Below are 21,162 nucleotides of genomic sequence, written 5' to 3' on the forward strand. Positions count from 1 at the left end.
CTTTGTGTAGGGTCGTCGTATGGCGACAGATGACGCACGACCGACGGACACCGAGGAGGCGCGGGTCGACGACCGCCGCGCCCCCGCCCACCCGAGACCCCGCGGTGTACTGCTCGGCCCGGCCTTCATCGCCGCGATCGCGTACGTCGACCCCGGCAACGTCGCGGCCAACCTGACAGCGGGTGCCCAGTACGGCTACCTGCTGCTCTGGGTGCTCGTCGCGGCGAACGCGATGGCCGTGCTCGTGCAGTACCTGTCGGCGAAGCTCGGCATCGTCACCGGGCAGTCGCTGCCCGAGGTGATGGGTCGGCGCCTGCCGCGCAAGCGCCGCCTGGCCTACTGGGGCCAGGCCGAGCTGGTGGCCGCGGCGACCGACGTCGCCGAGGTGATCGGCGGGGCCCTCGCGCTGCAGCTGCTCTTCGGGGTGCCGCTGGTGCTCGGTGGCGTCATCACCGGCGTCGTGTCGCTCGGCATCCTGATGCTGACCCGCTACCGCGGCGGTCACGTCTTCCAGACGATCATCATCGGTCTGCTGGCCGTGCTGACGATCGGCTTCTGCGCGGGTCTGCTCTTCGCGCCGCCGTCGGCCGGCGGCATGCTCGCGGGCATCGTGCCCCGCTTCGACGACGCGCAGTCGGTGCTGCTGGCGGCGTCGATGCTCGGCGCGACGGTCATGCCCCACGCCGTGTACCTGCACTCGGCGCTGGTCCGCGACCACCACGGCGACGTCGCCGTGGGCGCCGACCGTCGGCGGGTGCTGAAGGCCACCCGGTGGGACGTCGTGCTCGCCCTCCTCGTCGCCGGAGGGGTGAACATCGCGATGCTCGTCCTCGCGGCCTCGACGTTGCAGGGGCGGACCGGCACCGACACCATCCCGGGAGCCCATGCGGCGATCACCGAGGCGCTCGGCCCGCTGGTCGGGGTGCTGTTCGGAGTCGGGCTGCTCGCCTCCGGGCTCGCCTCGACGTCGGTCGGGTCGATGGCGGGCGCCGAGATCATGCGCGGTCTGCTGAAGATCCGCATCCCGCTGTTCGTGCGGCGGGTCGTCACGCTGGTGCCGGCGCTCGTCCTGCTCGCGACCGGGATCAGCCCGACGTGGCTGCTCGTGCTGAGTCAGGTCGTGCTGAGCTTCGGCATCGCGTTCGCGCTGGTGCCGCTCGTCCGGGCGACCAGCGACGCGTCGCTGATGGGCGAGAGCCGCAACGTGCTGGGCATCCGCATCGCGGCGTGGATCGCGGTCGGCGTGGTCGTCGCGCTCAACCTCGCGCTCATCTGGCTGACGGTGACCGGGGCCTGAGCCGCGGGCGCCGCGGGCCGGGGAGGCGCGGGTCGGGGATTCACAACACGCCGCGCGTCTCGTGGAGGGGGCGGCGTGTCGTGACTCATCGAGCGGATGCGACGCTGGCCGAGCGGCCGCGGGGGCTCAGGCGGGGTCGATGTGGGGGCCGTCGTCGGGTGCGACCCCGGCCGCCGCCTTCTCGGCCTGGCGCCGATCGAAGGCGGCCTGCATCGACTCGGCGTGGTCGGTCTTGGCCGCGGCCAGGGCCTCGTCGTCGCCTTTCAGCGTCGCGACGGTCGCCCGCAGCCGTGCCCCGACGGCCTTGGCGAAGTCGCTCGGGCTGGGGCTGAAGTCGTCGCTCTCGTCGCCGTCGCTCGCATCGTCGTAGTGGTGCAGCTGCTCGCCCTCGTCGGTGTCGATGGGCTGCTGAGCGTGCTCGACGCAGAGCTTCGCGACCTCCTCGGCGTGGGCGTGCATGACCGAATGCGCCGCGCCGGGCATCTCCCAGAGTCGTGACGACGGCAGCAGCTCGCCCACTCGTCGCACCCAGTCGCGGGGGGCCACGGCGTCGAACTCGCCGCGGATCACGAGGGTGTCGGCCCGCACGTCGGGCAGGTGGTCCTCGATCGGGTACGTCATCATCTTCGGCAGGATCCGCGAGAACCACCGCACCCCGCAGAGCACGTAGGCGCTGACGGCCAGGAACTTCACGCGCCCCGGCTCGTGCCAGGCGGCCCGCGCGAACCGCAGCGCCTGGGTCACGACGCGGCGTTCGGCGGGGTTGATCACCGGGCCGATCAGCACGAGGGTCGAGAGGTCGGGGCGTCGGGCGGCCAGGTCGGTGACGATCTGGGTGCCCATCGAGTGGCCGACCAGCACGGGGTCGTCGAGCCCGAGGCCGTCGATCGCGGCGCCGACCAGGTCGGCGTACTCGCGGATCGTCAGGGCGTGCCCCGGGTGCGCCACGCCGGCGAAGCCGGGCAGATCGAGCGCGTGCACGGGGCCGAACTCGTTCAGGTTCGGCGCGAGACGCTCGAAGTAGTCGGACGACACCCCGATGCCGGGCACCAGCACGAAGGGCCGCTCGCCCGACTGGCCGATGGTGTTGACGCGCACGTACAGGTCGCCGCTGCGGATCCGTTCGACCCTGACGGTCGTATCGACCTCCGACGCACGGGCGGCGTCGCGTGCGGCGGCGCGCCTGGGGGAGCCGGCATGGCGGCGTCGGGCGGTCATCGACACAGTGTGGCACGAGCCCGGCGGCTCAGGCGCGGGCGACGGCCGGGTCGAGGGCGCGCAGGTTGCGGCGCAGGATGAGCGACAGGGCCAGGGCTCCGAGCGGGCCGGCCGCGCGCATCCACCAGGCGGCGGGGCGCCAGACGACGCGGATGTCGAGGGTGACCGTGCCGTCGGGGTGCCGTCGAACGACGTAGCTCTCGAAGCCGCGCTGCGGGTGGCCGACGAGCGCGGCGTGGACGAATCCGATCTCGGCGGGCGAGTCGACGACGTCGATCACGCGGCAGGCCACCGCGGGGCGGAGGGGGCCGAGGGTCACCGCCCACATGCTCGAGACGCCCGGCGCGACCCTTGCGGGCACGTCGAGCGGCACGAAGCCCGATCCGCGGTGCACCTCGAAGCGCAGCACGGCGTCGCCGGCGGTTCGGAACACGGCGTCGCCGCGGCCGATCACCCGCGATCGACGCGTGACCCGGAACCTGTGAGGCGGCGGGGCGTCGAAGCCGATCGGGCCGTCGACGGTCAGGGCCTCGCCGAATCCGCGGGCCGCGTATGACGTCATGGGTCGAGCCTGCCACGACGAGTCGCGTCGACGGGGGAGGATCGACGCGTGACCGCTTCCTCGTATCTCGTGCTGCACGGCTGGCAGAACCACCGGCCTGCGGATCACTGGCAGCATCGGCTGGCCGACGAGCTGACCGCGCGCGGCCTCGTGGTCCGCTATCCGCAGCTGCCCGACGCCGACGATCCCGACCTCGCGGTCTGGGAGGCGAGCGTGCGCGCCGAACTCGCCGCCCTGCCCGAGGGCCCGGTCACCGTGATCTGCCACAGCCTCGCGTCGGTGCTCTGGCTGCGTCTGCAGACCGGCGACGCGCCTCCTCGGGTGGATCGCGTCGCGCTGGTGTCGCCGCCGTCGCCCGAGCTCGTGGCGGGCCAGAGCATCCGCGCGTTCGTCGCCGGCGAGGCCTTCGACGGGCGGCTCCTGCCCGCGGGTGCCGCCGAGGCGGTGGTGGTGGCGGGCGACGACGACGAGTGGCTGCCGCTCGGCCTGCAGGACACGTGGGAGGCGCGGGTCGACGCCCCGCTCCACCTCGTGCCCCGAGGCGGTCACCTCACCCCCGACTCGGGGTTCGGGCCCTGGCCCGAGATGCTCGCCTGGGCGCTCGGCACCCCGGCCGCGGACGCGTTCGCCTGAGCCGACCGTCGGGGGTCCGCCGACGCGACCGCCCTCGGGAGGTCTAGGCGACGGGGGCGAGGAACGCCGCCGCGGCGCGCGACAGGTACCCGGGGTCGTCGGCGCCGCACAGCTCGCGGGCCGAGTGCATGCCGAGCAGCGGCACCCCGACGTCGATGGTGCGGATGCCCAGCCGTGTAGCCGTGATGGGCCCGATCGTCGAGCCGCAGGGCACGGCGTTGCTCGACACGAACTCCTGGAACGGCACCCCGGCCTGCTCGCACGCCCTCGACCACTCGGCGGCCCCGAGCCCGTCGGTCGCATATCGCTGGTTGGCGTTGATCTTCAGCAGCGGACCGCCGTTCACGATCGGCTGGTTGGCCGGGTCGTGGCGCTCGGGGTAGTTCGGGTGCACGGCGTGACCGGCGTCGGCGCTGAGGCACCACGACGCCGCGAGGGCGCGCCGGTGATCCGTGGCGGTCGCTCCGAGGCCGTCCGAGACGCGGGCCAGCACATCCTCGAGCATCGGACCCGCGGCGCCCGAGGGCGTCGCCGAACCGACCTCCTCGTGGTCGAAGGCGGCGAAGACGGCGACGTGATCGAGTTCCGCACCCGCGCCTCCTGCGCTCGCCGCGGTCTCGATCAGGGCGACGAGCCCGGCGTGGGTCGACGTGAGGTTGTCCATGCGGCCGGCCGCGAAGAGCTCGCCGTCGAGACCGAGACGTGCAGGAGGCGCGGTGTCGGCCACGACCACGTCGTACCCGGTCACGTCGGCGGGCGCCAGACCCGCCAACGCCGCCAGATGGCCGAGGACGTCGGCCTCGTCGAGCGGGCCGGCCCCGACGACGGGGTTCAGGTGGCGCTGGGGGTCGAGCTTCAGGCCCTCGGCGTTGACACCGCGATCGAGGTGCACGGCGAGCTGCGGGAACCTCAGCAGCGGGCCGGTCCGCACGAGGCTCGTCTCGCCGGTGCGGGAGACGAGTCGACCCGCGAACTCGAGGTCGCGGTCGAGCCACGAGTTGAACAGCGGCCCGCCGTAGACCTCGACGCCGGCCTGCAGCCAGCCGCGCGTGCCGGTCGTCGGCTTCGGCTTGAGCTTGAAGCCGGGGGAGTCGGTGTGCGCGCCGACCACGCGGAACGGCGTGGTCGCGCCCGCTCCGGTCGGCTCGATCCAGGCGACGACGGCGCCGTCGCGCACGATGTAGCGGGCACCCGGGCCGGTCGGCCAGGCGTCGGTCTCGACGAGTCGGGTGAAGCCGGCCTCGTCGAGACGCCGGGCGGCCTCCGCCGCGGCGTGGAACGACGAGGGGGAGGCGGTGATGAAACGGGCGAGATCGTCGAGGTGAGGGCGTGAAGAAGTCATCGAAACCAGCATGCACCACCTGGTCGCCCGCGAGACCCCACGAAGTCGTGGAGACCCCGGTGCGCGCGCCGAGGTCTCGGTGACTCCGTGGGGTCTCGCCGCGGGGTCAGCGGCCGCCGCTGCCGCCGCGGTTCGCGCCGATGTCACCGCGGTGGGCACCGGCCTCGGGGTCGTCGGAGCGGACATCCGCCGCGAGGGCGGCGTCCTGCTCGCCCGAGAGCCCGGCCGGGCTCGCCGCGACGTAGTCCTCCTCGCCCGAGAGCGTGCCGCCGAGAGGCTGGGCGACGTCGCCGTCGGGGGTCGCCTCGTCGCCGGTCGCGGGCGCCCCCTGCGTGTCGGTGTCGGTGTCGGCGGTGCCGTCGCGGTCGCCATCGTCGGTGCCGTCGCGGTCGCTCGCGTCGGGGCTGCCGTCGCCCTGGCTGGCGCGGTAGGTCTCGACGGCGGCCGCCTCGAGGGTCGCCTGATCCACGGCGGCGCGCTCGTCGTCGGGTCGTGCGGCGTTCGGGCCGTCGGTGCGGTCGGTGCTCTCGCTCATGGGGGTCCTCTCGTGCTGGGTGCGGTCGACGCTAGGCGCTCGCCGCCGACGGCGCCCCGACGCCCAGTTGTGTTAGGTAAGGCTTACCTACTATGGTCGTCCCCGTTCCAGCCGGTCCCGACCCGGCCCCCCTCTCGTCAGACGATCGAAGGCTCTCCCCGTGGTTCTCCCTCGCCCCTCCTCCCCGTCGATCTCCCCGTCCGGGCGGTCCCCGATGCTCGTCCGCCTCGCGTCCGCATCGGTCGCCGTCGCCCTCTCGGTCGCGTTGTCCGCCTGCACGACCGGTGTCGGCTCGGCCGCCGACGGCTCCGAGGCCGACGCGTCCTCGTCGTCGTCCGCCCGGACGGTCGCGCACGCCCGCGGCGAGACGGCCGTCCCGGCCGCGCCGCAGCGCGTGGTCGTGCTCGAACCCGTCGCCCTCGACACCACCATCGCGCTCGGCTTCGTGCCGGTCGGTGCCGCGGTGCTCAACGAAGCGGCCGGTGTGCCGGGCTACCTGGGCGACGAGGCGGCGTCGATCGAGACGGTCGGCACCGTCACCGAGCCGGACGTCGAGAAGATCGCCTCGCTCGCCCCCGATCTCGTGATCGGCACCGAGTCGCGCCACTCGGCTCTGTACGACCAGCTCAGCGCAGTCGCGCCGACGGTCTTCCTCGCCTCGCAGGCCGACCCCTGGAAGGACAACGTGGCTCTCGTCGGCGAGGCGCTCGGCCGGGCCGACGAGGCGACGGCGCTGCTGGCCGACTACCAGGCGCGCTGCGACGAGATCGCCTCCGAGTTCGACGTCTCGGGGACGGCGCAGCTGATCAGGCCCCGCGACGGCCTGCTGACCCTCTACGGCCCCGAGTCGTTCGCCGGCAGCACCCTCGAGTGCGTGGGCTTCGAGACTCCCGAGCGCGACTGGGAGGACTCGATCTCGGTCGACCTCTCACCCGAGAAGGTGCTCGACGCGACGGCCGACCAGGTCTTCGTCACGACCACCGACGTCTCCGACGAGTCGGCGACGCCCGAGGCGATCAGCGACAACGCCTCGGCGTTCCCCGAGCTGCACCTCGTCGACCAGTCGTACTGGATCACCGGGGTCGGTCCGCTCGGCGGTCTGGCCGTGCTCGACGACATCGAGGGCGTCCTGAGCCGCACCCGGTGACGCGCCTCCCCGACGATCGCCGCCCGGCGGAGCGCCGCTCGGCGGAGCGCCGCTCGGCGGAGCGTCGCCCGGCTGAGCGCACTCCGGCGGAGCGCCGCTCGGCGGAGCGCCCGCAGGCGAGGCGCATCCCGGTCGGCGCCGGGATCGCCGTCGCCGTCGTCGCGCTGCTGATCGCCGCCTTGCTGTCGCTCGCGCTCGGGGCCAACGCCCTCAGCCCGCGGCTCGTGCTCGACACCCTCACCGGGGGCGGCACCGACGAGTCCCGCTTCGTCGTGATCGAGCAGCGGCTGCCCCGCACGCTGGTCGGTGCGGTGGTCGGCGTCGGGCTGGGCGGAGCCGGGGCCCTGATGCAGGCGCTGACCCGGAACCCGCTGGCCGACCCGGGCATCCTCGGTGTCAATGCGGGCGCCGCGGCCGCGGTGGCCGTCGCCGTCGTCTTCTTCGGCGTCGTCGAGATCGGTCAGTACGTCTGGTTCGCCTTCGGCGGGGCGCTCGTGCTGACCGCCGTGGTCTCCGTGCTCGGGTCGGCGGGCCGGGGCCGCGCCGACCCCGTCCGGCTGACGCTCGCCGGTCTCGCGGTCGGGGCGGTGCTCTCGGGCGTCACCACGGGGCTGACGTTGACGAACCCGGATGCGTTCGAGCGCCTCCTCGGCTGGTCGGCCGGGAGTCTCGTCGGTCGCGGTCTCGACGGGCTCGCCTCGGTCGCGCCCCTCGTCGCCCTCGGCGCGATGCTCGCCCTCGTCGTCGCGCCCGCCCTGAACGCGGTCGCGCTCGGCGACGACACCGCGGTGAGTCAGGGGGTGCACCTCGCGCGCACGCGCCTCCTGTCGCTCGCCGCGATCACGCTGCTCGCCGGCACGGCCACGGCGCTCGCCGGCCCGATCTCGTTCGTCGGCCTGATGATCCCGCACGTGGTGCGCTGGGGGATCGGCGTCGATCATCGCCGCATCGTCGTCGGCTCGATGCTGGTCGCGCCCGTGCTCGTGCTCGTGTCGGACGTCGTCGGACGGGTGCTCGTGTCGCCGTCCGAGATGCCGGTCGGGATCGTCACCGCGTTCGTCGGAGCGCCCGTGCTCGTCGTGCTGGTGCGGCGCCGACGCGGGGCCACGGCGCTGTGAGCGGGACGTCGCGGCGCGAGCGGGCGGTCGGCGCTGCCCGTCCAGCCAGCGGGCGGCCCGGCCCCGGGCGGCATCGTGTCGTGGCGGTCTCGGTCTCGCTCATCGCCGCCGCGCTCGCCCTGGCCGTCGTCGGGTCGATGTCGGGCGACTTCGCCGTCTCTCTGCCCGACGTGCTCGGCATCGTCACCGGGTCGACAGAGGGTCTGCCTCGCACGATCGTGCTCGAGTGGCGGCTGCCGCGCATCGCGGCCGCCGCGGTGGTGGGGATCGCGCTCGGGGTCGCCGGCGGGCTGTTCCAGACCGTGACCCGGAATCCCCTCGCGAGCCCCGACATCATGGGTCTGTCGAACGGCGCGTTCGTCGGGATGCTCGGCGCGCTGATCGTCGTCGGGCCGTCGTGGGAGTCGCGAACCCTCGGAGCTCTGATCGGCGGTCTCGTGACGGCCCTGCTGATCGCCCTGCTCTCGAGCGGGACGTCGGCCGGCGGGTTCCGGTTCATCGTGGTGGGCATCGCGGTGTCGTCGATGGCGGCGTCGCTCGGCACCTGGCTGCTGCTGCAGGTCGAGCTCGACACGGCGCTGTTCGCGTCGGCGTGGGGTGCCGGCACGCTGGCGGGCGTGGAGGCGACGGGGGTCGGGGCGGCGGGCGTGCTCGTGGTGCTCCTCCTGCTCGTTGTGCCGGTGCTGTCTCCGGGGCTCCGGCAGCTGGGCATCGGAGACGACCTCGCCGCGGTGACGGGGGTGCGGGTCGAACGGCTGCGCGCCTCCTCGCTGGTGATCGGCGTCGCGCTGGTCTGCGTGGCCACGACCGTCTCCGGTCCGGTCGCGTTCGTCGCCCTGGCCGCCCCGCAGATCGCGAGGCGTCTCACGCGCACGGCGCACGTGCCGCTCGTCGCGTCGGCGCTGACCGGTGCCGTCGTCCTGCTCGGCTCGGACCTGATCGCGCAGCACGTGCTGCCGGTCACGGTGCCGGTCGGCGTCGTGACGGTCGTCGTCGGCGGCTGCTACCTCGTCTGGCTGCTGTCGCGGGAGCTCAGGAGGCGCGGGTGAGCCTCGCGGGGATCTGACCGGGGGGCTGACCGGGGACCATCGACACAGGGCTGGCGCGAATCCGATAGGATATGCGATAGTTCCTGAAGCGGGTGGTTCGCACCCGGGTGGACCCGATCACTGGAGATCAAGACGATGAAGTCACGTACCCCCCTCGTCGCCGGCCTTGCCGCGGCGTCCCTGCTCTGCCTCACCGCCTGCGGTTCCGCTGCGGGAGGCAGCACCGCCGACGGCGCCCCCACGGGCAACGTCACGATGCTCGTCCCGATGGGCGCCGGTGGCGGCAGCGACCTCTCGGGTCGCGCCATCGCCTCGGGCCTCGAAGGCGGCACCGGCCTGAACGTCAGCGTCGAGAACCGCGAAGGCGGTTCGGGCGCCATCGGTTACTCGTACTTCCTCGGACAGGAGGGCCGCAACGATCTGCTGCTCGCGGCCGAGACGGCGATGCTCGCGCTGCCCGTCACCCAGGACGTCCAGTTCACCTACGAGGACTTCACGCCGATCATGAAGGTAGGCGACGACTTCACTCTGATCGTCGTCCCGGCCGACAGCGAGTACGACACCTGCACCGACGTCGTGGATGCGGCCGCCGACGAGCGCGTCGTCGCCGCGGTGTCGGGATCGACGTCGCTCGACGAGATCGTCTTCACCCTCATCGAGCAGGAGGAGGACGTCGAGTTCGACCGCGTGCCGTTCGAGTCCGGCAGCGAGGTGCTCACGGGTCTGCTCGGCGGCCAGGTGGACGTCGCGTCGCTCAACCCGGCGGAGGTCATCGCCCAGCTCGAGGCCGGCGACCTCAAGGCGCTGTGCGCCGTCGCCGAAGACCGTTACGAGTACGAGGCGCTCGCCGACATCCCCACGGCGGCCGAGCAGGGCATCGACGTGTCGTTCGCGCAGTTCCGCGGCTTCATCGCCCCCGGTGGCATCAGCGCCGAGACCGAGCAGTTCTGGATCGACGCGGGAGAGGCGTACGCCGACAGCGACGCGTACACCGAGTACGTCGAGAGCAACTACCTGCAGCCGAACGCCCAGTACGGCGACGAGTTCGGCACCTACCTCGGCGAGAACACGGCCGACCTCGAGAAGGTGTTCGCCGAGTGACGGCCGTCCACCGCGGCGGACTCGCCGCCAGCGCCGTCCTCGCGGCGATCGGCTCCGCCGCCCTCGTCGGGGGTCTCGGGTACGGCGTGACGGTCGAGGGAGGCGAGATCGGCCCGGGCTTCCTGCCCGCCATGGCCGGCGGCCTGGTCGCCGTGTTCGCCGTCCTCGATCTGGTGGGGCGCCTCCGTCGACGTCCCGACCGGCCCTCCCAGGCCGAGCTCATCCTCGACACGCGCTCCCGGCCCGACGACGGCATCGTCCTCGGCGACCCGCTCGACCCGGGTGCTCCCACGACCAGCACCCAGTCGATCCACTCGCCCCTGGCGACGGACGACGACGACGGAGTCGACATCCTCGGCCGCACCCAGCGTCAGCGCAACCGCATGCTGGCGGTCGTGCTCGGCCTCGTCGTCGTCACGCTCGCCATGGTGCAGGTGGTCGGCTTCCTCCTCGCCTTCGTGCTGCTGCTCTTCGTGGTCGCCGTCTTCGTGGAGCACCGCCGAGTCCTCCCGTCCGCCCTCGTGGCGGTCGCCGCGGGCGTCGTGACCTACGCCATCTTCGTCGCCCTGCTGCGCGTGCCGCTGCCGCAGGGTCTGCTCGGCCTGATCTGAAGGACGACCATGCTCGACAACCTCGCACTCGGCTTCTCGACGGCCTTCACGCCCGAGAACCTCCTCTGGTGCTTCATCGGCGTGCTGCTCGGAACGATCATCGGGCTGATGCCCGGTCTCGGCTCGACCACCGGCGTCGCGATCCTCATCCCCCTGACCCTCACCCTCGAACCCGTCACGGCGCTCATCATGCTGGCGGGCATCTACTACGGCGCCCAGTACGGCGGCACGATCACGTCGGTGCTGATCTCGACGCCCGGCGAGGCCGCGAGCGTGGTCACCACGCTCGACGGCTACCAGATGGCCAAGAACGGCAAGGCCGGATCGGCCCTCGCGATCAGCGCCATCGGCTCGTTCGTCGCGGCGATCATCTCGCTCGCGCTGCTCATGTGGCTCGCCCCTCCGCTCGCGGACCTGGCCCTCAACTTCGGACCGGTGCAGAACCTCGCGATCATGATCCTCGGTCTCGTCATCGTCGTCAGCTTCGCCGGGGGCTCGTTGTCCCGCGGGCTCATGATGGCGGCGGCGGGTCTGCTCATCTCCACCGTCGGGGTCGCGACCGGCTTCAGCGACGCGCGCTTCACCTTCGGCAGCATCAACCTGCTGAGCGGCATCCCCTTCATCGAGGTGATGATCGGTCTCTTCGCCGTCGGCGAGGTGCTGCACCAGATCCGACGCGGGGCCGACGCCCCCATCCGCACCCGGTTCCGCGACATGGTCATCAGCCGCGGCGAACTGAAGCGCAGCGCCGGTCCGATCCTCCGCGGCAGCGGCATCGGCTTCGTGCTGGGCATCCTGCCCGGCGCCGGCTCGACCCTCGCCTCGTTCATGGCGTACGGCATCGAGAAGCGCGTGTCGCCCCGCAAGGCGATGTTCGGCAAGGGCGCCATCGAGGGCGTCGCCGCCCCCGAGAGCGCCAACAACGCCGCGGCCAACGCGAACTTCGTGCCGACCCTCGCACTCGGAATCCCCGGAGGCGGCACGACGGCGGTCCTGCTGGGCGCCTTCACCGTGTACGGGCTCCAGCCCGGACCCCGCCTGTTCGAGACGCAGCCCACGCTGATCTGGGGTCTTCTCGTGTCGTTCTTCATCGGCAACGTGATGCTGCTGGTGCTGAATCTGCCGCTCGCGCCGGTGTTCGCCCAGATGCTGCGCATCCCCTACGGCTACCTCTATCCGATCATCCTGCTGACCAGCTTCGTCGGCGCCTACTCGGTCAGCAACAACATGTTCAGCGTCGTGCTCGTCCTGATCTTCGGGGTGGTCGGCTGGATCATGAAGGAGCTCGACCTGCCCATGGCGCCGCTCGTGCTGGGCCTCGTGCTCGGCCCGCTGTTCGAGAAGGCGCTCGTGCAGACCTCCGCCATCGGCCAGGGCAGCTTCCTCGTCCTGCTCCAGAGCCCGATCAGCGTCGGCATCCTCCTCTTCGCCGCCGCCCTGATGGTCGGTCCGAAGATCGCCGGGCGCTTCGCGGTCCGCCGCGGCCCCCGTGTCGCAGCGACCGACGACGCCGAGACGCGCGATCACGCCCGGGAAGAGGCCGGACGATGAGCCCCTCGCGCGACGACTGGCCCATCGCGGCCGCGATGCTGCAGTTCCCGGCGGTCGACCGCGACGGCACGAGCACCCTCGACGCCGCGCCGGAGGCCTGGCGGGCCTCGTTCGAGGAGATCCGCGAGACGGGCTTCGACCTCGTCGAGATCAACGACAACTGGCTGCGGGTCGGCGATCTGTCCGGCCGGCGTCTCGACGAGCTGGCGGGTGCCGGCCGAGATGCCGGCGTCGACCTCACGAGCGTCTGCGTGGTGCGGTCGAGCGTCATCGACCCCGAGGTCGGTCTCGAGAACCTCGCCTACAGCCACCGCACCCTCGAGGCCGCGGCCCGTCTGGGGGCGGGGGTCGTCTCCGTCGGCTTCCACCGGCCGCTCACGAGCGAGCAGCGGGATCGGCTGTGGTTCTGGACGGCGCAGGGCGAGATCGACGCGCCGGACGACCCCGAGAACTGGCAGCTCGCCGTGGCGCGGATCACGGAGCTCGGGCGGCACGCCGCTCAACTGGGCCTGGACCTGACGCTCGAGATGTACGAGGACACCTATCTCGGCACCGCTGCCAGCTCGGTGCGTCTCGTCACCGAGGTCGGACTGGACAACGTCGGTCTCAATCCCGACGTGGGCAACCTCGTCCGTCTGCATCGGCCGATCGACGACTGGCGCGAGACACTGGCCGCCACCCTGCCGCACGCCAACTACTGGCACGTCAAGAACTACCACCGTGACGAGGACCCGGCGACGGGCGCCTACACGGCCCTGCCCGCCCCGCTCGAGCTCGGCCTCATCAACTACCGGCACGCCGTGCGCGACGCCGTCGAGGCGGGCTTCCGCGGCACCTTCGTCTGCGAGCACTACGGCGGCGACGGGCTCTCCGTCGCCGCCCTGAACCGGGACTACCTCCGCCGCGTGCTGCCCAGCGCCGAGCGGATGGCCGTCCTCGACGGGCGGGAGGCGCTGGTCGCCTCCGCCGTCACCGACCCGAGAGAGGAGATGGTGTCGTGACCATCCTCGACTACGACGCGACCACCTTCGCCGACGAGGCCCTGGACGGCTTCGCGGCGGCCCATGACTCCCTGCGCCGTGTGGAGGGCGGCGTCGTGCGGCGCACACCCCTCGCGGACGGCCAGGTCGCCGTCGTGGTGGGCGGCGGCTCCGGCCACTACCCGGCCTTCGCCGGCCTCGTCGGTCCGGGTCTCGCCGCCGGTGTCGCCTACGGCAACATCTTCGCCTCGCCGTCCGCCGGTCAGGTGTGCCGTGTGGCCCGGGCCGCTCAGCGCGGCGGCGGGGTCGTGCTGTCGTTCGGCAACTACGCCGGCGACGTCCTGAACTTCGGCCAGGCCGCCGAGCGCCTCCGGGCCGAGGGAGTCGACGTCCGCGTGGTCGCGGTCACCGACGACATCGCCAGCGGCAGCCGCGACGAGATCGCCAAGCGTCGAGGCATCGCGGGCGACCTCACGGTCTTCAAGGTGCTCGGCGCCGCGTCCGAGGCCGGTCTCGACCTCGACCGCGTCGAGGAGCTCGGGCGACGGGCGAACGACCGCACGCGCTCGTTCGGCGTCGCGTTCTCCGGATGCACCCTGCCCGGCGCGACGGAGCCGCTCTTCACGGTGCCCGAGGGTCGGATGTCCATCGGCCTCGGCATCCACGGCGAACCGGGCATCGGCGAGGCCGACCTGCCGTCGGCCCGCGGACTGGCCGAACTGCTCGTCGGATCGCTGCTCGCCGAGGCCCCGGAAGGCGCCGGAGACCGGATCGTCGTGCTGCTCAACGGACTCGGCACCTACAAGTACGAGGAGCTCTTCGTGCTCTACGGCCACGTCCGGCGCCTGCTCGACGAGGCCGGCGTCACCGTCGTGCAGCCCGAGGTGGGCGAGCTCGTCACGAGCCTCGACATGTCGGGCGTCTCGGCGACCTTCTTCTGGGTCGACGACGAACTCGAGCAGCTCTGGGGGAGCCCGGCCTCGAGCCCCGCCTTCCGGAAGGGAGCCGTGGAGGCGCGGGTCGACGACGCAGGAGGCGGCCCCGGTCTCGAGGCGCCCCCGTCGGTCGCCCCGGCCGACGACGATCGTCACGTGGGCGCCGGTCGGCCCCTGCTCGAGGGATTCGAGCACGTCGCCGAGATGGTCGTCGCCTCGGAGGAGGAGTTCGGCCGTCTCGACGCGGTGGCCGGCGACGGCGACCACGGCATCGGCATGGCTCGCGGCATCACCGCCGGACTGGCGTCGGCCCGCGCCGCCGTCGAGCGCGGCGCCGGCGTCTCGACCGTGTTCGCCGAGGCCGGGGAGGGCTGGGCCGAGCACGCGGGCGGTACCTCGGGTGCGCTCTGGGGTGTCTGCCTCACGAGCGCCGGCGCCGCCCTGGCCGCGGAGCCCGACCTCCGCGACCCGTGGGCGTCGGCCCGGGCCGCTGCGGCGGGGCTCGAGGCCATCCAGCGTCTCGGCGGGGCCGAGGTCGGTGACAAGACCCTGGTCGATGCGTTCGTCCCCCTGGTCGACGCGCTCGGTCGCGCGGCCGACGAGGGGCTCGACCTGCCCGAGGCGTGGGCGCGGGCCGCAGCGGCGGCGAGCGAGGCCGCGGACGCGACCGCGCGCCTCCGGCCCCGACTCGGCCGTGCGCGACCGCTCGCCGAGAAGAGCCTCGGTCACCCCGACGCGGGCGCGGTGTCGTTCGCGCGCATCGCCGGCGTCGTCGCCCGCGAGGTCGCGGCGCAGAGCGGCGCGATCACAGTCGACACGGCCGGAGACACCCCGACCGCGAACCCCATCCACCAGGAGGCCTGAACCGTGAACGAACCGCTGAGGATCGTCGTCGGCTGCGACGACGCCGGCTACGAGTACAAGGAGCGCCTGCGGGCCGACCTCGAGGGCGACGACCGCGTCGCGAGCGTGGTCGACGTCGGCGTCGGCCCCGACGGGCACACGGCCTACCCGCATGTCGCGATCGAGGCCGCCCGCATGGTCGCCGACGGCCGGGCCGACCGGGCGCTGCTGGTCTGCGGCACCGGGCTCGGGGTGGCCATCGCCGCGAACAAGGTGCCCGGCATCCGTGCCGTGACCGCCCACGACGGCTTCTCGGTCGAACGGGCCGTGCTCTCGAACGATGCGCAGGTGCTCTGCTTCGGTCAGCGCGTCGTCGGCATCGAGCTCGCCCGACGCCTCGCGTCGGAGTGGCTCGACCACCGCTTCGACCCCACCAGCGCATCGGCCGCCAAGGTCGACGTCATCAGCACCTACGAGGCATCCCCGGAAGGATCCGCAGCATGACCGTCAGCACCCCCGCCCCCGCCCTCGCCGACACCGCCGACGGATCGGTACGCCGCCCCCGCATCGCCCTCACCCTGGGTGATCCCGCGGGCGTCGGCCCCGAACTCGCGGCCCGCCTGCTCTCCGACCCCGCGAACCTCGAGGCGGCCGACATCGTGGTGCTCGCCGACCGCGCCGAGCTCGACGCCGCCGCGGCGGTCGTCGGAGTCACGATCCCGCTCAGCGACGAGCCGCGCCCCGGCTTCGCCACCCTCCTCGACGACGGGTCGGCGCCCGCCGAGCCCATCCCGCCGCGTCAGGTCAGCAAGGAGGCGGGGGAGCGCGCCCTGCATCAGCTGCGGCGCGCCATCGACCTGGCCAACGCCGGGGAGGTCGGCGCGATCGTGTTCACGCCCCTCAACAAGACGAGCCTGCACCTCGGAGGCATGACCGAGGAGGACGAACTGCGCTGGTTCGCGAAGGAGCTGCACTGCGACGGCGTGACGAGCGAGATCAACATCATCCCGGGTCTGTGGACCGCCCGGGTGACGTCGCACATCGGCATCCGCGACGTCGCGGACCGCATCACGACGCAGGGCGTGGTCGACGCCGTCCGCCTGCTCGACGAGCTGCTGCGCGACTCCGGCGTCGCACGCCCGCGACTGGGCGTCTGCGGTCTCAACCCGCACAACGGCGAGAACGGCATCTTCGGTCGTGAGGAGATCGACGTCATCGCCCCGGGCGTCGCCGAGGCGGCGGCGGGCGGCATCGACGTCGTCGGCCCGTTCCCCTCCGACACGATCTTCGTCGGCGCGCGGGAGCGCTACGACGGCATCGTGACGATGTACCACGACCAGGGTCAGATCGCCATCAAGCTGCTGGGCTTCGACGGCGGGGTGACGGTGCAGGGCGGCCTGCCCGTGGTCATCGCGACCCCGGCGCACGGCACCGCCTTCGACATCGCCGGGACCGGCGTCGCGAGCGTCACCTCGAGTCAGCGCGCCCTCGACGTGGCCATCGCGGTGGCCGGTCGCCGGATCCTCCGTCAGCCCTGACCGTGCTCGTCGGCATCAGCACGAAGGCCTATCTGTCCCGTGCCCGCACCCTCGACTGGTTGGCTGCCGTCGCGGACCTCGCTCGGGGGCACGACGCCGTGCGGAGCGGCGCGGTCGAGCTCGTCGTGGCCCCCTCGACGCCGCTCCTGGAGGCGGCCGTGCGGCTGCTCGACGGCACCGGCGTGCAGGTCATGGCGCAGGACGTCAGCCGATTCGCCGGAGGCGCGGTGACGGGTGAGGACGTCGCCTCGCTCCTCGCGGACATCGGCGTCGCCTACGTCGAGGTCGGTCACGCGGAACGTCGCGGGCTCCTCGGCGAGACCGACGCCGTCATCCGGGCGAAGATCGACCGGTGCCGCGAAGTCGGCCTCGTGCCCTGGCTGTGCGTGGGGGAGGAGGCGCGGATCGGCCCCGTCGAGGCCGCGGCGTCGTGCCTGGCGCAGGTCGGTGCGGCCGCCGCCGAGCCGCTGGTCGTCGCCCACGAGCCCGTGTGGGCGATCGGCGCACCCGAGCCGGCTCCGGTCGAGCACATCGTCGGCGTGGCCCGCGCTCTGCGCGCCGGGCTGCCCCCGACCACGCGCCTCGTCTACGGCGGCAGTGCGGGGCCGGGACTGCTGACACGGACAGCACCCGCGGTGGACGGTCTGTTCCTGGGGCGACGAGCCCACGACGTCGCGGCGGTGGCGAGCGTCCTCGACGAGGCGGCCCGCGCCTCCTGCCGGGCTCCGGACGCCTCGTCGGCACGAGGTCGATGACACCGCCTATAGGAAAGACGACACGCCCCGACGTGTGGAACACTGGTCGGATGCCACCCAGTGACGGCCCGCGCCGACCCCAGCGTGTCTCGTTGTCGGACGGCGTCTACGACGAGCTGCTCCGCCGACTGTTCGACGACACCCTGCCGCCCGGCACGCCGCTCAACATCGACGCTCTGGCTCGCGACCTCGACGTGTCGCAGACGCCGATCCGCGAGGCGCTGGCCCGCCTGGAGTCGACCGGTCTCGTCACCCGGGCGGCATTGCGCGGCTATCGCGCGGCGCCCCTGCTGACGGGGGCCGAACTCGACGACCTCATGCACGCCCGGGGCGTCATCGAGCCTGCGGTCGCGCGGCTCGCGGCTCCTCGGCGCACCGACGCCTTCATCGACGCGCTCGCCGAGACCCTCACCCGGCTCGCCGAGGCGCCGAAGGGCCCGACCTTCGCGGAGTACCACGCGTACTGGGAGGCCGACGAGACCTTCCACGAGCTCATCGCGCAGCAGGCCGCCAACCCGTTCCTGCACCGGGCGTTCGACTCGCTGGGTGGTCAGGCGCAACGGTTCCGCATGTTCGGCGGGCTGGGCGTCAGCGACGCCGACCACGCCATCCGCGAGCACCGGGCCGTGCTCGAGGCCCTCGACTCGGGGGATGCCGACGCGGCCGAGGCGGCCATGCGGGCGCATGTCGCGGCAGTACGCGGCCGGGCCGCGGCCGAGGCCTGACGACGGCTCCCCGCGCATCGTCGGGTCGCGAGTCGACGGTGAATCCACCCGGCTGACCGGCCCGCCCCGCTGTTGCACTGCGCCGCCGCGTGGGTTACGTTGTCCGGCTGGCCGAAGCGGAGGATGCACATGGCGACGAACAGCGGGAATCCGCGCCGACCGGATGTCACGACTCTCGAGCTCGTCGGCGGCCCGCAGCCGCTCCACGTGACGCTCGAGCCGTACGACCCTCGATGGGCCGCCGACTTCGTCGCGCACCGCGATCGGATCCTCGAGGCGCTGGCGGGGCAGGAGATCGAGGTGGACCACATCGGATCGACCTCGGTGCCCGGCCTGGCGGCCAAGCCGATCATCGATCTCGTGGTGGTCGTGGCCGACATCACGGCGGAGAAGGACTACCTCGAGCCCCTGCTCGCCGCCGGGTACGAGCTGCGGGTGCGCGAGCCGGGGCACCGACTCGTGCGGACGCCAGCTCGCGACGTGCACGTGCACGTCTACCGACGCGGGGATCCTGCGGTCGACGACTACCGCCTCCTGCGCGATCGTCTCCGCTCCGACGCCGCCGACCGCGCTCTGTACGAGTCCGTGAAGCAGGGCCTCATGACTCGCAGCTGGAGCGACTCGAACGACTACGCCGACGCGAAAGACGAGGTCATCGTCGCGATCAAGACCCGGGCTCGAGCCGCCCGCGACGCGCTCCGCTAGCGCCTGGGACCGGCGCGCAGGCGCAGGCGGGCATGCGCGCGGCTGCGGGGCGCTCAGGCCGAGTTCTGGCCGCCGGCCGACCACGACATGCCGCCGGCCTCGCCGCGGGGGCCGGCCTGCTGCCGCTCGGCGTCGGCGTGGGCGCGCACGCCGGCCCCGGGGTCCGCCTCGTCGAGACGGGCGGCGACCGCGCGGTCGCGGCGCTCGCGGACGACGATGGCGATGGTGGCGGCGACGATGCCGACGACCACCAGGGCGATGACCACGATTGCGGTGTTCATGTGACCAGTCCCCTCGATCGGTCCTGTCACCCTAGCGAGCAGGGCCACCCGCCACCAGGGCCGCCCGCGTCCACCCCCGCCCCCGAGGAGGCGCGGTGCGGCGCTCAGAAGCGGCGCAGCGTGGTGCGCGGGTACTCGCCGAACCGAGCGGCGTACGCGGCCGCGAATCGGCCGAGGTTGCCGAACCCCCAGCGCCGTGCGACGTCCGACACGCGGGCGGTGCCCGGCGGCGACGTGAGCAGCTCGGCGTGCGCGCGGTCGAGTCGCACCTGCCGCAGGTAGTTCGTCGGCGACGATTCGAAGTGCTCGTTCATCGCCAGCTGCAGGGCCCGCGGGCTGAGCCCCGCCGCTCGCCCGATGTCGGCCGGCGTGATGGCCTGACCGGCGTGGGCGTGGATGTACTCCGCGGCGAGGCGCACCTTGACGCCGCGCTCGGTGCGGACGCTCGCGGGCAGGTCGAGCGGCCGCCACGGGAACAGCTCGAGCATGGCCCGCACGATGCTGAGCTGCGACTCGAGGCGCAGCAGCGGCTCGGTGGCCGCGTCGACGATGTTCGGGGTGGCCGCGGCGGTGACCGACCGCCACCGTCGGAGGGCGGCGGCGGAGGGGGCCGTCGTGTGATCGAAGACGATGCGCTGCGGTGGTCCGCCGTGCAGATCGGCGGCGGTCTCCTCGAGGAAGTCCCGGCCCACGCGCACGAGCTGACTGTGCCGGGGGGTCAGCGAGAACGAGTACGGATCTTCGGCGGGCACCAGGAAGGGATCGGCGCCGTGGCTCGTGAAGGTCCGCCCACCATGGTCGATGGTGGCGCTGCCGCGACGGAACCACATGAGCGCGTACTGCTCGGGATACGGCACGGTGCCCTGCAGATAGGCGGTGAAGCGCGTCGTCTGGAGCCCCAGCCGCGAATCGCCGACGGTGACGTAGTGATACGAGAACGGCTCGTCGGCCAGCCGCGCCCGGAAGTCGCGGCCGCCGTGGCGCGACGAACGCACCCGCACCGCCTCGGCCAGGTCCGTGCCGGACTCCTCGTGACGAGAGAAGGTCGAGAGAGGGGCGGGGGGAGTCGTTGGCATCTGTGTCCGGGAGGCGCGGGGCGAGCTGTGAACGAGGCGAGCCGCCTGAGGCGAGGCCGGCGGGGAGGGTCGCGCCTCCGCTCCCTGCCCGTGCAAGCTCGGTCGGAGGTGCGACCCGCCGAGCCATCGAGATGGTCGGCACCCTTCGAAAATACGTCCCCGGAGGGGCGGTGACAAATCAAGAAAACCCCGGTCAGTGGTCGATTTTGCCTAGTCGCTCTAACTACGCCCTCTGACCGGCTGTTTCGGCGATCCCGGTCGATCGCGCGTTCGTCGGTGCGATGGCCGAAAAGCGACGACCTCCGCAAGAGGTGCTCGACCGACGACGCTCAGCGCGAGAGCAGGTCGTCGTCCCACGAGACGGCGACCCAGCCCCGGTCGGGCGACCCCTCGAGGGCGACCACGCCGGTGTTGCGGAGCCCGTGGGTGCGGCTGAACTCGGCGTCCAGATTGTCGGCGGTGTTCGCCGCCCAGACGCAGATCGCGGCCTCGTGCGAGACGATCACCGCGGTGGACGCCGGGTCGGTGGTCGAGACCACCGAGGCGACGGCGGCGTCGTAGCGGGCCACGAACTCGCTGCCGCTCTCGCCGCCGGGGATGCGCGCGTCGCGGTCCGTCCACCACTTCTGCATGGTGCCCATGTACCCGGGCAGGGCGTCGGCGTACGAGAGGCCCTCGAGGTCGCCGGCGTCGATCTCGAGCAGGCCGTCGAGCTCGTGGTGCGGCACGCCCAGCGCTGCCGCGGCGACGGCGGCGGTCTCGGCGGCGCGGAGGGCCCGTGACGAGTGCACGGCGGCGATCGGCTCGCCAGCGAGTCGACCCGCCAGGGTTCGAGCCTGATCGACGCCGACCAGCGACAGGGGAGGGCCGGGCGGCCGCGAGCCGATCGTCTGGGCGACGTTGTCGGCGGTCTCGCCGTGGCGGATGAGGAGGAGTCGCATCGGTGCTCTCGGTCGGCTCGGGGGTGGTCGACACGTCGACACCTTTCGGGTCTCCAGGATGTCCGAGATCCCCGCGGCTGTCATGTCGCCCGGCCCACGTCTTCCGACTGAGTGGCGCTGCTCACTGGTCACATGAAAAGAGATGAGGGGCACGGTCGTGGCGATGCCGCCGTCCGTGCCCCTCGTGCCGATGTTGTCGCAGTTGAGCTTCACGGGCAG

At 72.8% G+C, this 21,162-nt stretch carries 22 protein-coding genes; 15 read left to right on the forward strand and 7 right to left on the reverse strand.

Going from position 1 to position 21,162, the window contains the following annotated elements:
- Positions 1-19: 19 nt before the first annotated feature.
- The gene (locus SOM11_RS08635) at positions 20-1,297 is read left to right on the forward strand and encodes an Nramp family divalent metal transporter (RefSeq protein WP_192058936.1); all 1,278 of its coding nucleotides are present in this window, start codon (positions 20-22) and stop codon (positions 1,295-1,297) included.
- A gap of 126 nt (positions 1,298-1,423) precedes the next feature.
- Here the strand turns inward: SOM11_RS08635 and SOM11_RS08640 are convergent, their stop codons facing one another.
- Positions 1,424-2,515 carry an alpha/beta fold hydrolase gene (locus SOM11_RS08640; protein WP_320477784.1) on the reverse strand — a complete coding sequence of 364 codons (1,092 nt, stop codon included), beginning with the start codon at positions 2,513-2,515 and terminating at the stop codon, positions 1,424-1,426.
- 28 nt (positions 2,516-2,543) lie between these two features.
- A complete protein-coding gene (locus tag SOM11_RS08645) occupies positions 2,544-3,077 on the reverse strand; it encodes a DUF1990 domain-containing protein (RefSeq protein WP_320477785.1) in 534 nt (177 codons plus the stop codon).
- Positions 3,078-3,125: 48 nt separating this feature from the next.
- On the opposite strand from SOM11_RS08645, the gene SOM11_RS08650 reads away from it, so the two are divergent.
- Positions 3,126-3,710 carry an RBBP9/YdeN family alpha/beta hydrolase gene (locus SOM11_RS08650; RefSeq protein WP_320477786.1) on the forward strand — a complete coding sequence of 195 codons (585 nt, stop codon included), beginning with the start codon at positions 3,126-3,128 and terminating at the stop codon, positions 3,708-3,710.
- 43 nt (positions 3,711-3,753) lie between these two features.
- Here the strand turns inward: SOM11_RS08650 and SOM11_RS08655 are convergent, their stop codons facing one another.
- Both SOM11_RS08655 and SOM11_RS08660 read right to left on the reverse strand, forming a co-directional pair.
- The gene (locus tag SOM11_RS08655; protein WP_320477787.1) at positions 3,754-5,052 is read right to left on the reverse strand and encodes a M18 family aminopeptidase; all 1,299 of its coding nucleotides are present in this window, start codon (positions 5,050-5,052) and stop codon (positions 3,754-3,756) included.
- 106 nt (positions 5,053-5,158) lie between these two features.
- Positions 5,159-5,587, reverse strand: coding sequence for a hypothetical protein (locus SOM11_RS08660; protein ID WP_320477788.1), 429 nt, complete (start codon positions 5,585-5,587; stop codon positions 5,159-5,161).
- A gap of 160 nt (positions 5,588-5,747) precedes the next feature.
- Between SOM11_RS08660 and SOM11_RS08665 the strand changes: the two genes are divergently transcribed.
- The 13 genes from SOM11_RS08665 (at position 5,748) to SOM11_RS08725 (ending at position 18,645) form a co-directional block, all read left to right on the forward strand.
- The gene (locus SOM11_RS08665) at positions 5,748-6,734 is read left to right on the forward strand and encodes an iron-siderophore ABC transporter substrate-binding protein (protein ID WP_320477789.1); all 987 of its coding nucleotides are present in this window, start codon (positions 5,748-5,750) and stop codon (positions 6,732-6,734) included.
- Positions 6,731-7,852 (forward strand): iron chelate uptake ABC transporter family permease subunit, encoded by a 1,122-nt coding sequence (locus tag SOM11_RS08670; protein WP_320477790.1) that lies wholly within the window; start codon positions 6,731-6,733, stop codon positions 7,850-7,852. Before SOM11_RS08665 ends, SOM11_RS08670 begins: the two co-directional genes overlap by 4 nt.
- 80 nt (positions 7,853-7,932) lie before the next feature.
- On the forward strand, positions 7,933-8,901 hold the full coding sequence (locus SOM11_RS08675) for a FecCD family ABC transporter permease (RefSeq protein WP_243216247.1): 969 nt from the start codon (positions 7,933-7,935) through the stop codon (positions 8,899-8,901).
- Positions 8,902-9,036: 135 nt separating this feature from the next.
- Positions 9,037-10,002, forward strand: a complete 966-nt coding sequence (locus tag SOM11_RS08680) for a tripartite tricarboxylate transporter substrate binding protein (protein ID WP_192058919.1) — start codon at positions 9,037-9,039, stop codon at positions 10,000-10,002.
- The gene (locus SOM11_RS08685; protein ID WP_320477791.1) at positions 9,999-10,613 is read left to right on the forward strand and encodes a tripartite tricarboxylate transporter TctB family protein; all 615 of its coding nucleotides are present in this window, start codon (positions 9,999-10,001) and stop codon (positions 10,611-10,613) included. The genes SOM11_RS08680 and SOM11_RS08685 overlap by 4 nt, the downstream gene beginning before the upstream one ends.
- 9 nt (positions 10,614-10,622) lie before the next feature.
- The gene (locus SOM11_RS08690; RefSeq protein ID WP_320477792.1) at positions 10,623-12,164 is read left to right on the forward strand and encodes a tripartite tricarboxylate transporter permease; all 1,542 of its coding nucleotides are present in this window, start codon (positions 10,623-10,625) and stop codon (positions 12,162-12,164) included.
- Entirely contained in the window at positions 12,161-13,165 is a 1,005-nt protein-coding gene (locus SOM11_RS08695; protein WP_192058912.1) for a sugar phosphate isomerase/epimerase family protein, read from the forward strand. The genes SOM11_RS08690 and SOM11_RS08695 overlap by 4 nt, the downstream gene beginning before the upstream one ends.
- Positions 13,162-14,943, forward strand: a complete 1,782-nt coding sequence (locus tag SOM11_RS08700; RefSeq protein WP_320477793.1) for a dihydroxyacetone kinase family protein — start codon at positions 13,162-13,164, stop codon at positions 14,941-14,943. The genes SOM11_RS08695 and SOM11_RS08700 overlap by 4 nt, the downstream gene beginning before the upstream one ends.
- A gap of 3 nt (positions 14,944-14,946) precedes the next feature.
- Positions 14,947-15,426: a ribose-5-phosphate isomerase gene (locus SOM11_RS08705; protein WP_243216509.1), complete on the forward strand. Its 480-nt coding sequence runs from the start codon at positions 14,947-14,949 to the stop codon at positions 15,424-15,426.
- Entirely contained in the window at positions 15,423-16,460 is a 1,038-nt protein-coding gene (locus SOM11_RS08710; protein ID WP_320477794.1) for a 4-hydroxythreonine-4-phosphate dehydrogenase PdxA, read from the forward strand. The genes SOM11_RS08705 and SOM11_RS08710 overlap by 4 nt, the downstream gene beginning before the upstream one ends.
- A 2-nt stretch (positions 16,461-16,462) precedes the next feature.
- Positions 16,463-17,215, forward strand: coding sequence for a triose-phosphate isomerase family protein (locus tag SOM11_RS08715; RefSeq protein ID WP_320477795.1), 753 nt, complete (start codon positions 16,463-16,465; stop codon positions 17,213-17,215).
- Positions 17,216-17,265: 50 nt separating this feature from the next.
- A complete protein-coding gene (locus SOM11_RS08720) occupies positions 17,266-17,940 on the forward strand; it encodes a GntR family transcriptional regulator (RefSeq protein WP_192058905.1) in 675 nt (224 codons plus the stop codon).
- Between the two features lie 129 nt (positions 17,941-18,069).
- Positions 18,070-18,645: a GrpB family protein gene (locus SOM11_RS08725; protein ID WP_320477796.1), complete on the forward strand. Its 576-nt coding sequence runs from the start codon at positions 18,070-18,072 to the stop codon at positions 18,643-18,645.
- A gap of 53 nt (positions 18,646-18,698) precedes the next feature.
- Here the strand turns inward: SOM11_RS08725 and SOM11_RS08730 are convergent, their stop codons facing one another.
- The 3 genes from SOM11_RS08730 to SOM11_RS08740 form a co-directional block, all read right to left on the reverse strand.
- Positions 18,699-18,926 (reverse strand): hypothetical protein, encoded by a 228-nt coding sequence (locus SOM11_RS08730; protein ID WP_192058901.1) that lies wholly within the window; start codon positions 18,924-18,926, stop codon positions 18,699-18,701.
- Between the two features lie 104 nt (positions 18,927-19,030).
- Positions 19,031-20,002: an AraC family transcriptional regulator gene (locus SOM11_RS08735; protein ID WP_243215694.1), complete on the reverse strand. Its 972-nt coding sequence runs from the start codon at positions 20,000-20,002 to the stop codon at positions 19,031-19,033.
- A gap of 329 nt (positions 20,003-20,331) precedes the next feature.
- Positions 20,332-20,943, reverse strand: a complete 612-nt coding sequence (locus SOM11_RS08740) for a histidine phosphatase family protein (protein WP_320477797.1) — start codon at positions 20,941-20,943, stop codon at positions 20,332-20,334.
- Positions 20,944-21,162: the final 219 nt, after the last annotated feature.

The sequence above is a fragment of the Frigoribacterium sp. CFBP9029 genome, from assembly GCF_034045305.1.
Classification (GTDB): domain Bacteria; phylum Actinomycetota; class Actinomycetes; order Actinomycetales; family Microbacteriaceae; genus Frigoribacterium.

What these genes read in the sequence shown, in the direction of transcription:
- SOM11_RS08655 (WP_320477787.1), bottom strand. Translation starts at nt 5,052, where the DNA reads ATGACTTCTTCACGCCCTCACCTCGACGATCTCGCCCGTTTCATCACC.
- SOM11_RS08680 (WP_192058919.1), top strand. Translation starts at nt 9,037, where the DNA reads ATGAAGTCACGTACCCCCCTCGTCGCCGGCCTTGCCGCGGCGTCCCTG.
- SOM11_RS08740 (WP_320477797.1), bottom strand. Translation starts at nt 20,943, where the DNA reads ATGCGACTCCTCCTCATCCGCCACGGCGAGACCGCCGACAACGTCGCC.
- SOM11_RS08695 (WP_192058912.1), top strand. Translation starts at nt 12,161, where the DNA reads ATGAGCCCCTCGCGCGACGACTGGCCCATCGCGGCCGCGATGCTGCAG.
- SOM11_RS08690 (WP_320477792.1), top strand. Translation starts at nt 10,623, where the DNA reads ATGCTCGACAACCTCGCACTCGGCTTCTCGACGGCCTTCACGCCCGAG.
- SOM11_RS08720 (WP_192058905.1), top strand. Translation starts at nt 17,266, where the DNA reads ATGCCACCCAGTGACGGCCCGCGCCGACCCCAGCGTGTCTCGTTGTCG.
- SOM11_RS08735 (WP_243215694.1), bottom strand. Translation starts at nt 20,002, where the DNA reads ATGCCAACGACTCCCCCCGCCCCTCTCTCGACCTTCTCTCGTCACGAG.
- SOM11_RS08730 (WP_192058901.1), bottom strand. Translation starts at nt 18,926, where the DNA reads ATGAACACCGCAATCGTGGTCATCGCCCTGGTGGTCGTCGGCATCGTC.
- SOM11_RS08645 (WP_320477785.1), bottom strand. Translation starts at nt 3,077, where the DNA reads ATGACGTCATACGCGGCCCGCGGATTCGGCGAGGCCCTGACCGTCGAC.
- SOM11_RS08635 (WP_192058936.1), top strand. Translation starts at nt 20, where the DNA reads ATGGCGACAGATGACGCACGACCGACGGACACCGAGGAGGCGCGGGTC.
- SOM11_RS08710 (WP_320477794.1), top strand. Translation starts at nt 15,423, where the DNA reads ATGACCGTCAGCACCCCCGCCCCCGCCCTCGCCGACACCGCCGACGGA.
- SOM11_RS08660 (WP_320477788.1), bottom strand. Translation starts at nt 5,587, where the DNA reads ATGAGCGAGAGCACCGACCGCACCGACGGCCCGAACGCCGCACGACCC.
- SOM11_RS08640 (WP_320477784.1), bottom strand. Translation starts at nt 2,515, where the DNA reads ATGACCGCCCGACGCCGCCATGCCGGCTCCCCCAGGCGCGCCGCCGCA.
- SOM11_RS08725 (WP_320477796.1), top strand. Translation starts at nt 18,070, where the DNA reads ATGGCGACGAACAGCGGGAATCCGCGCCGACCGGATGTCACGACTCTC.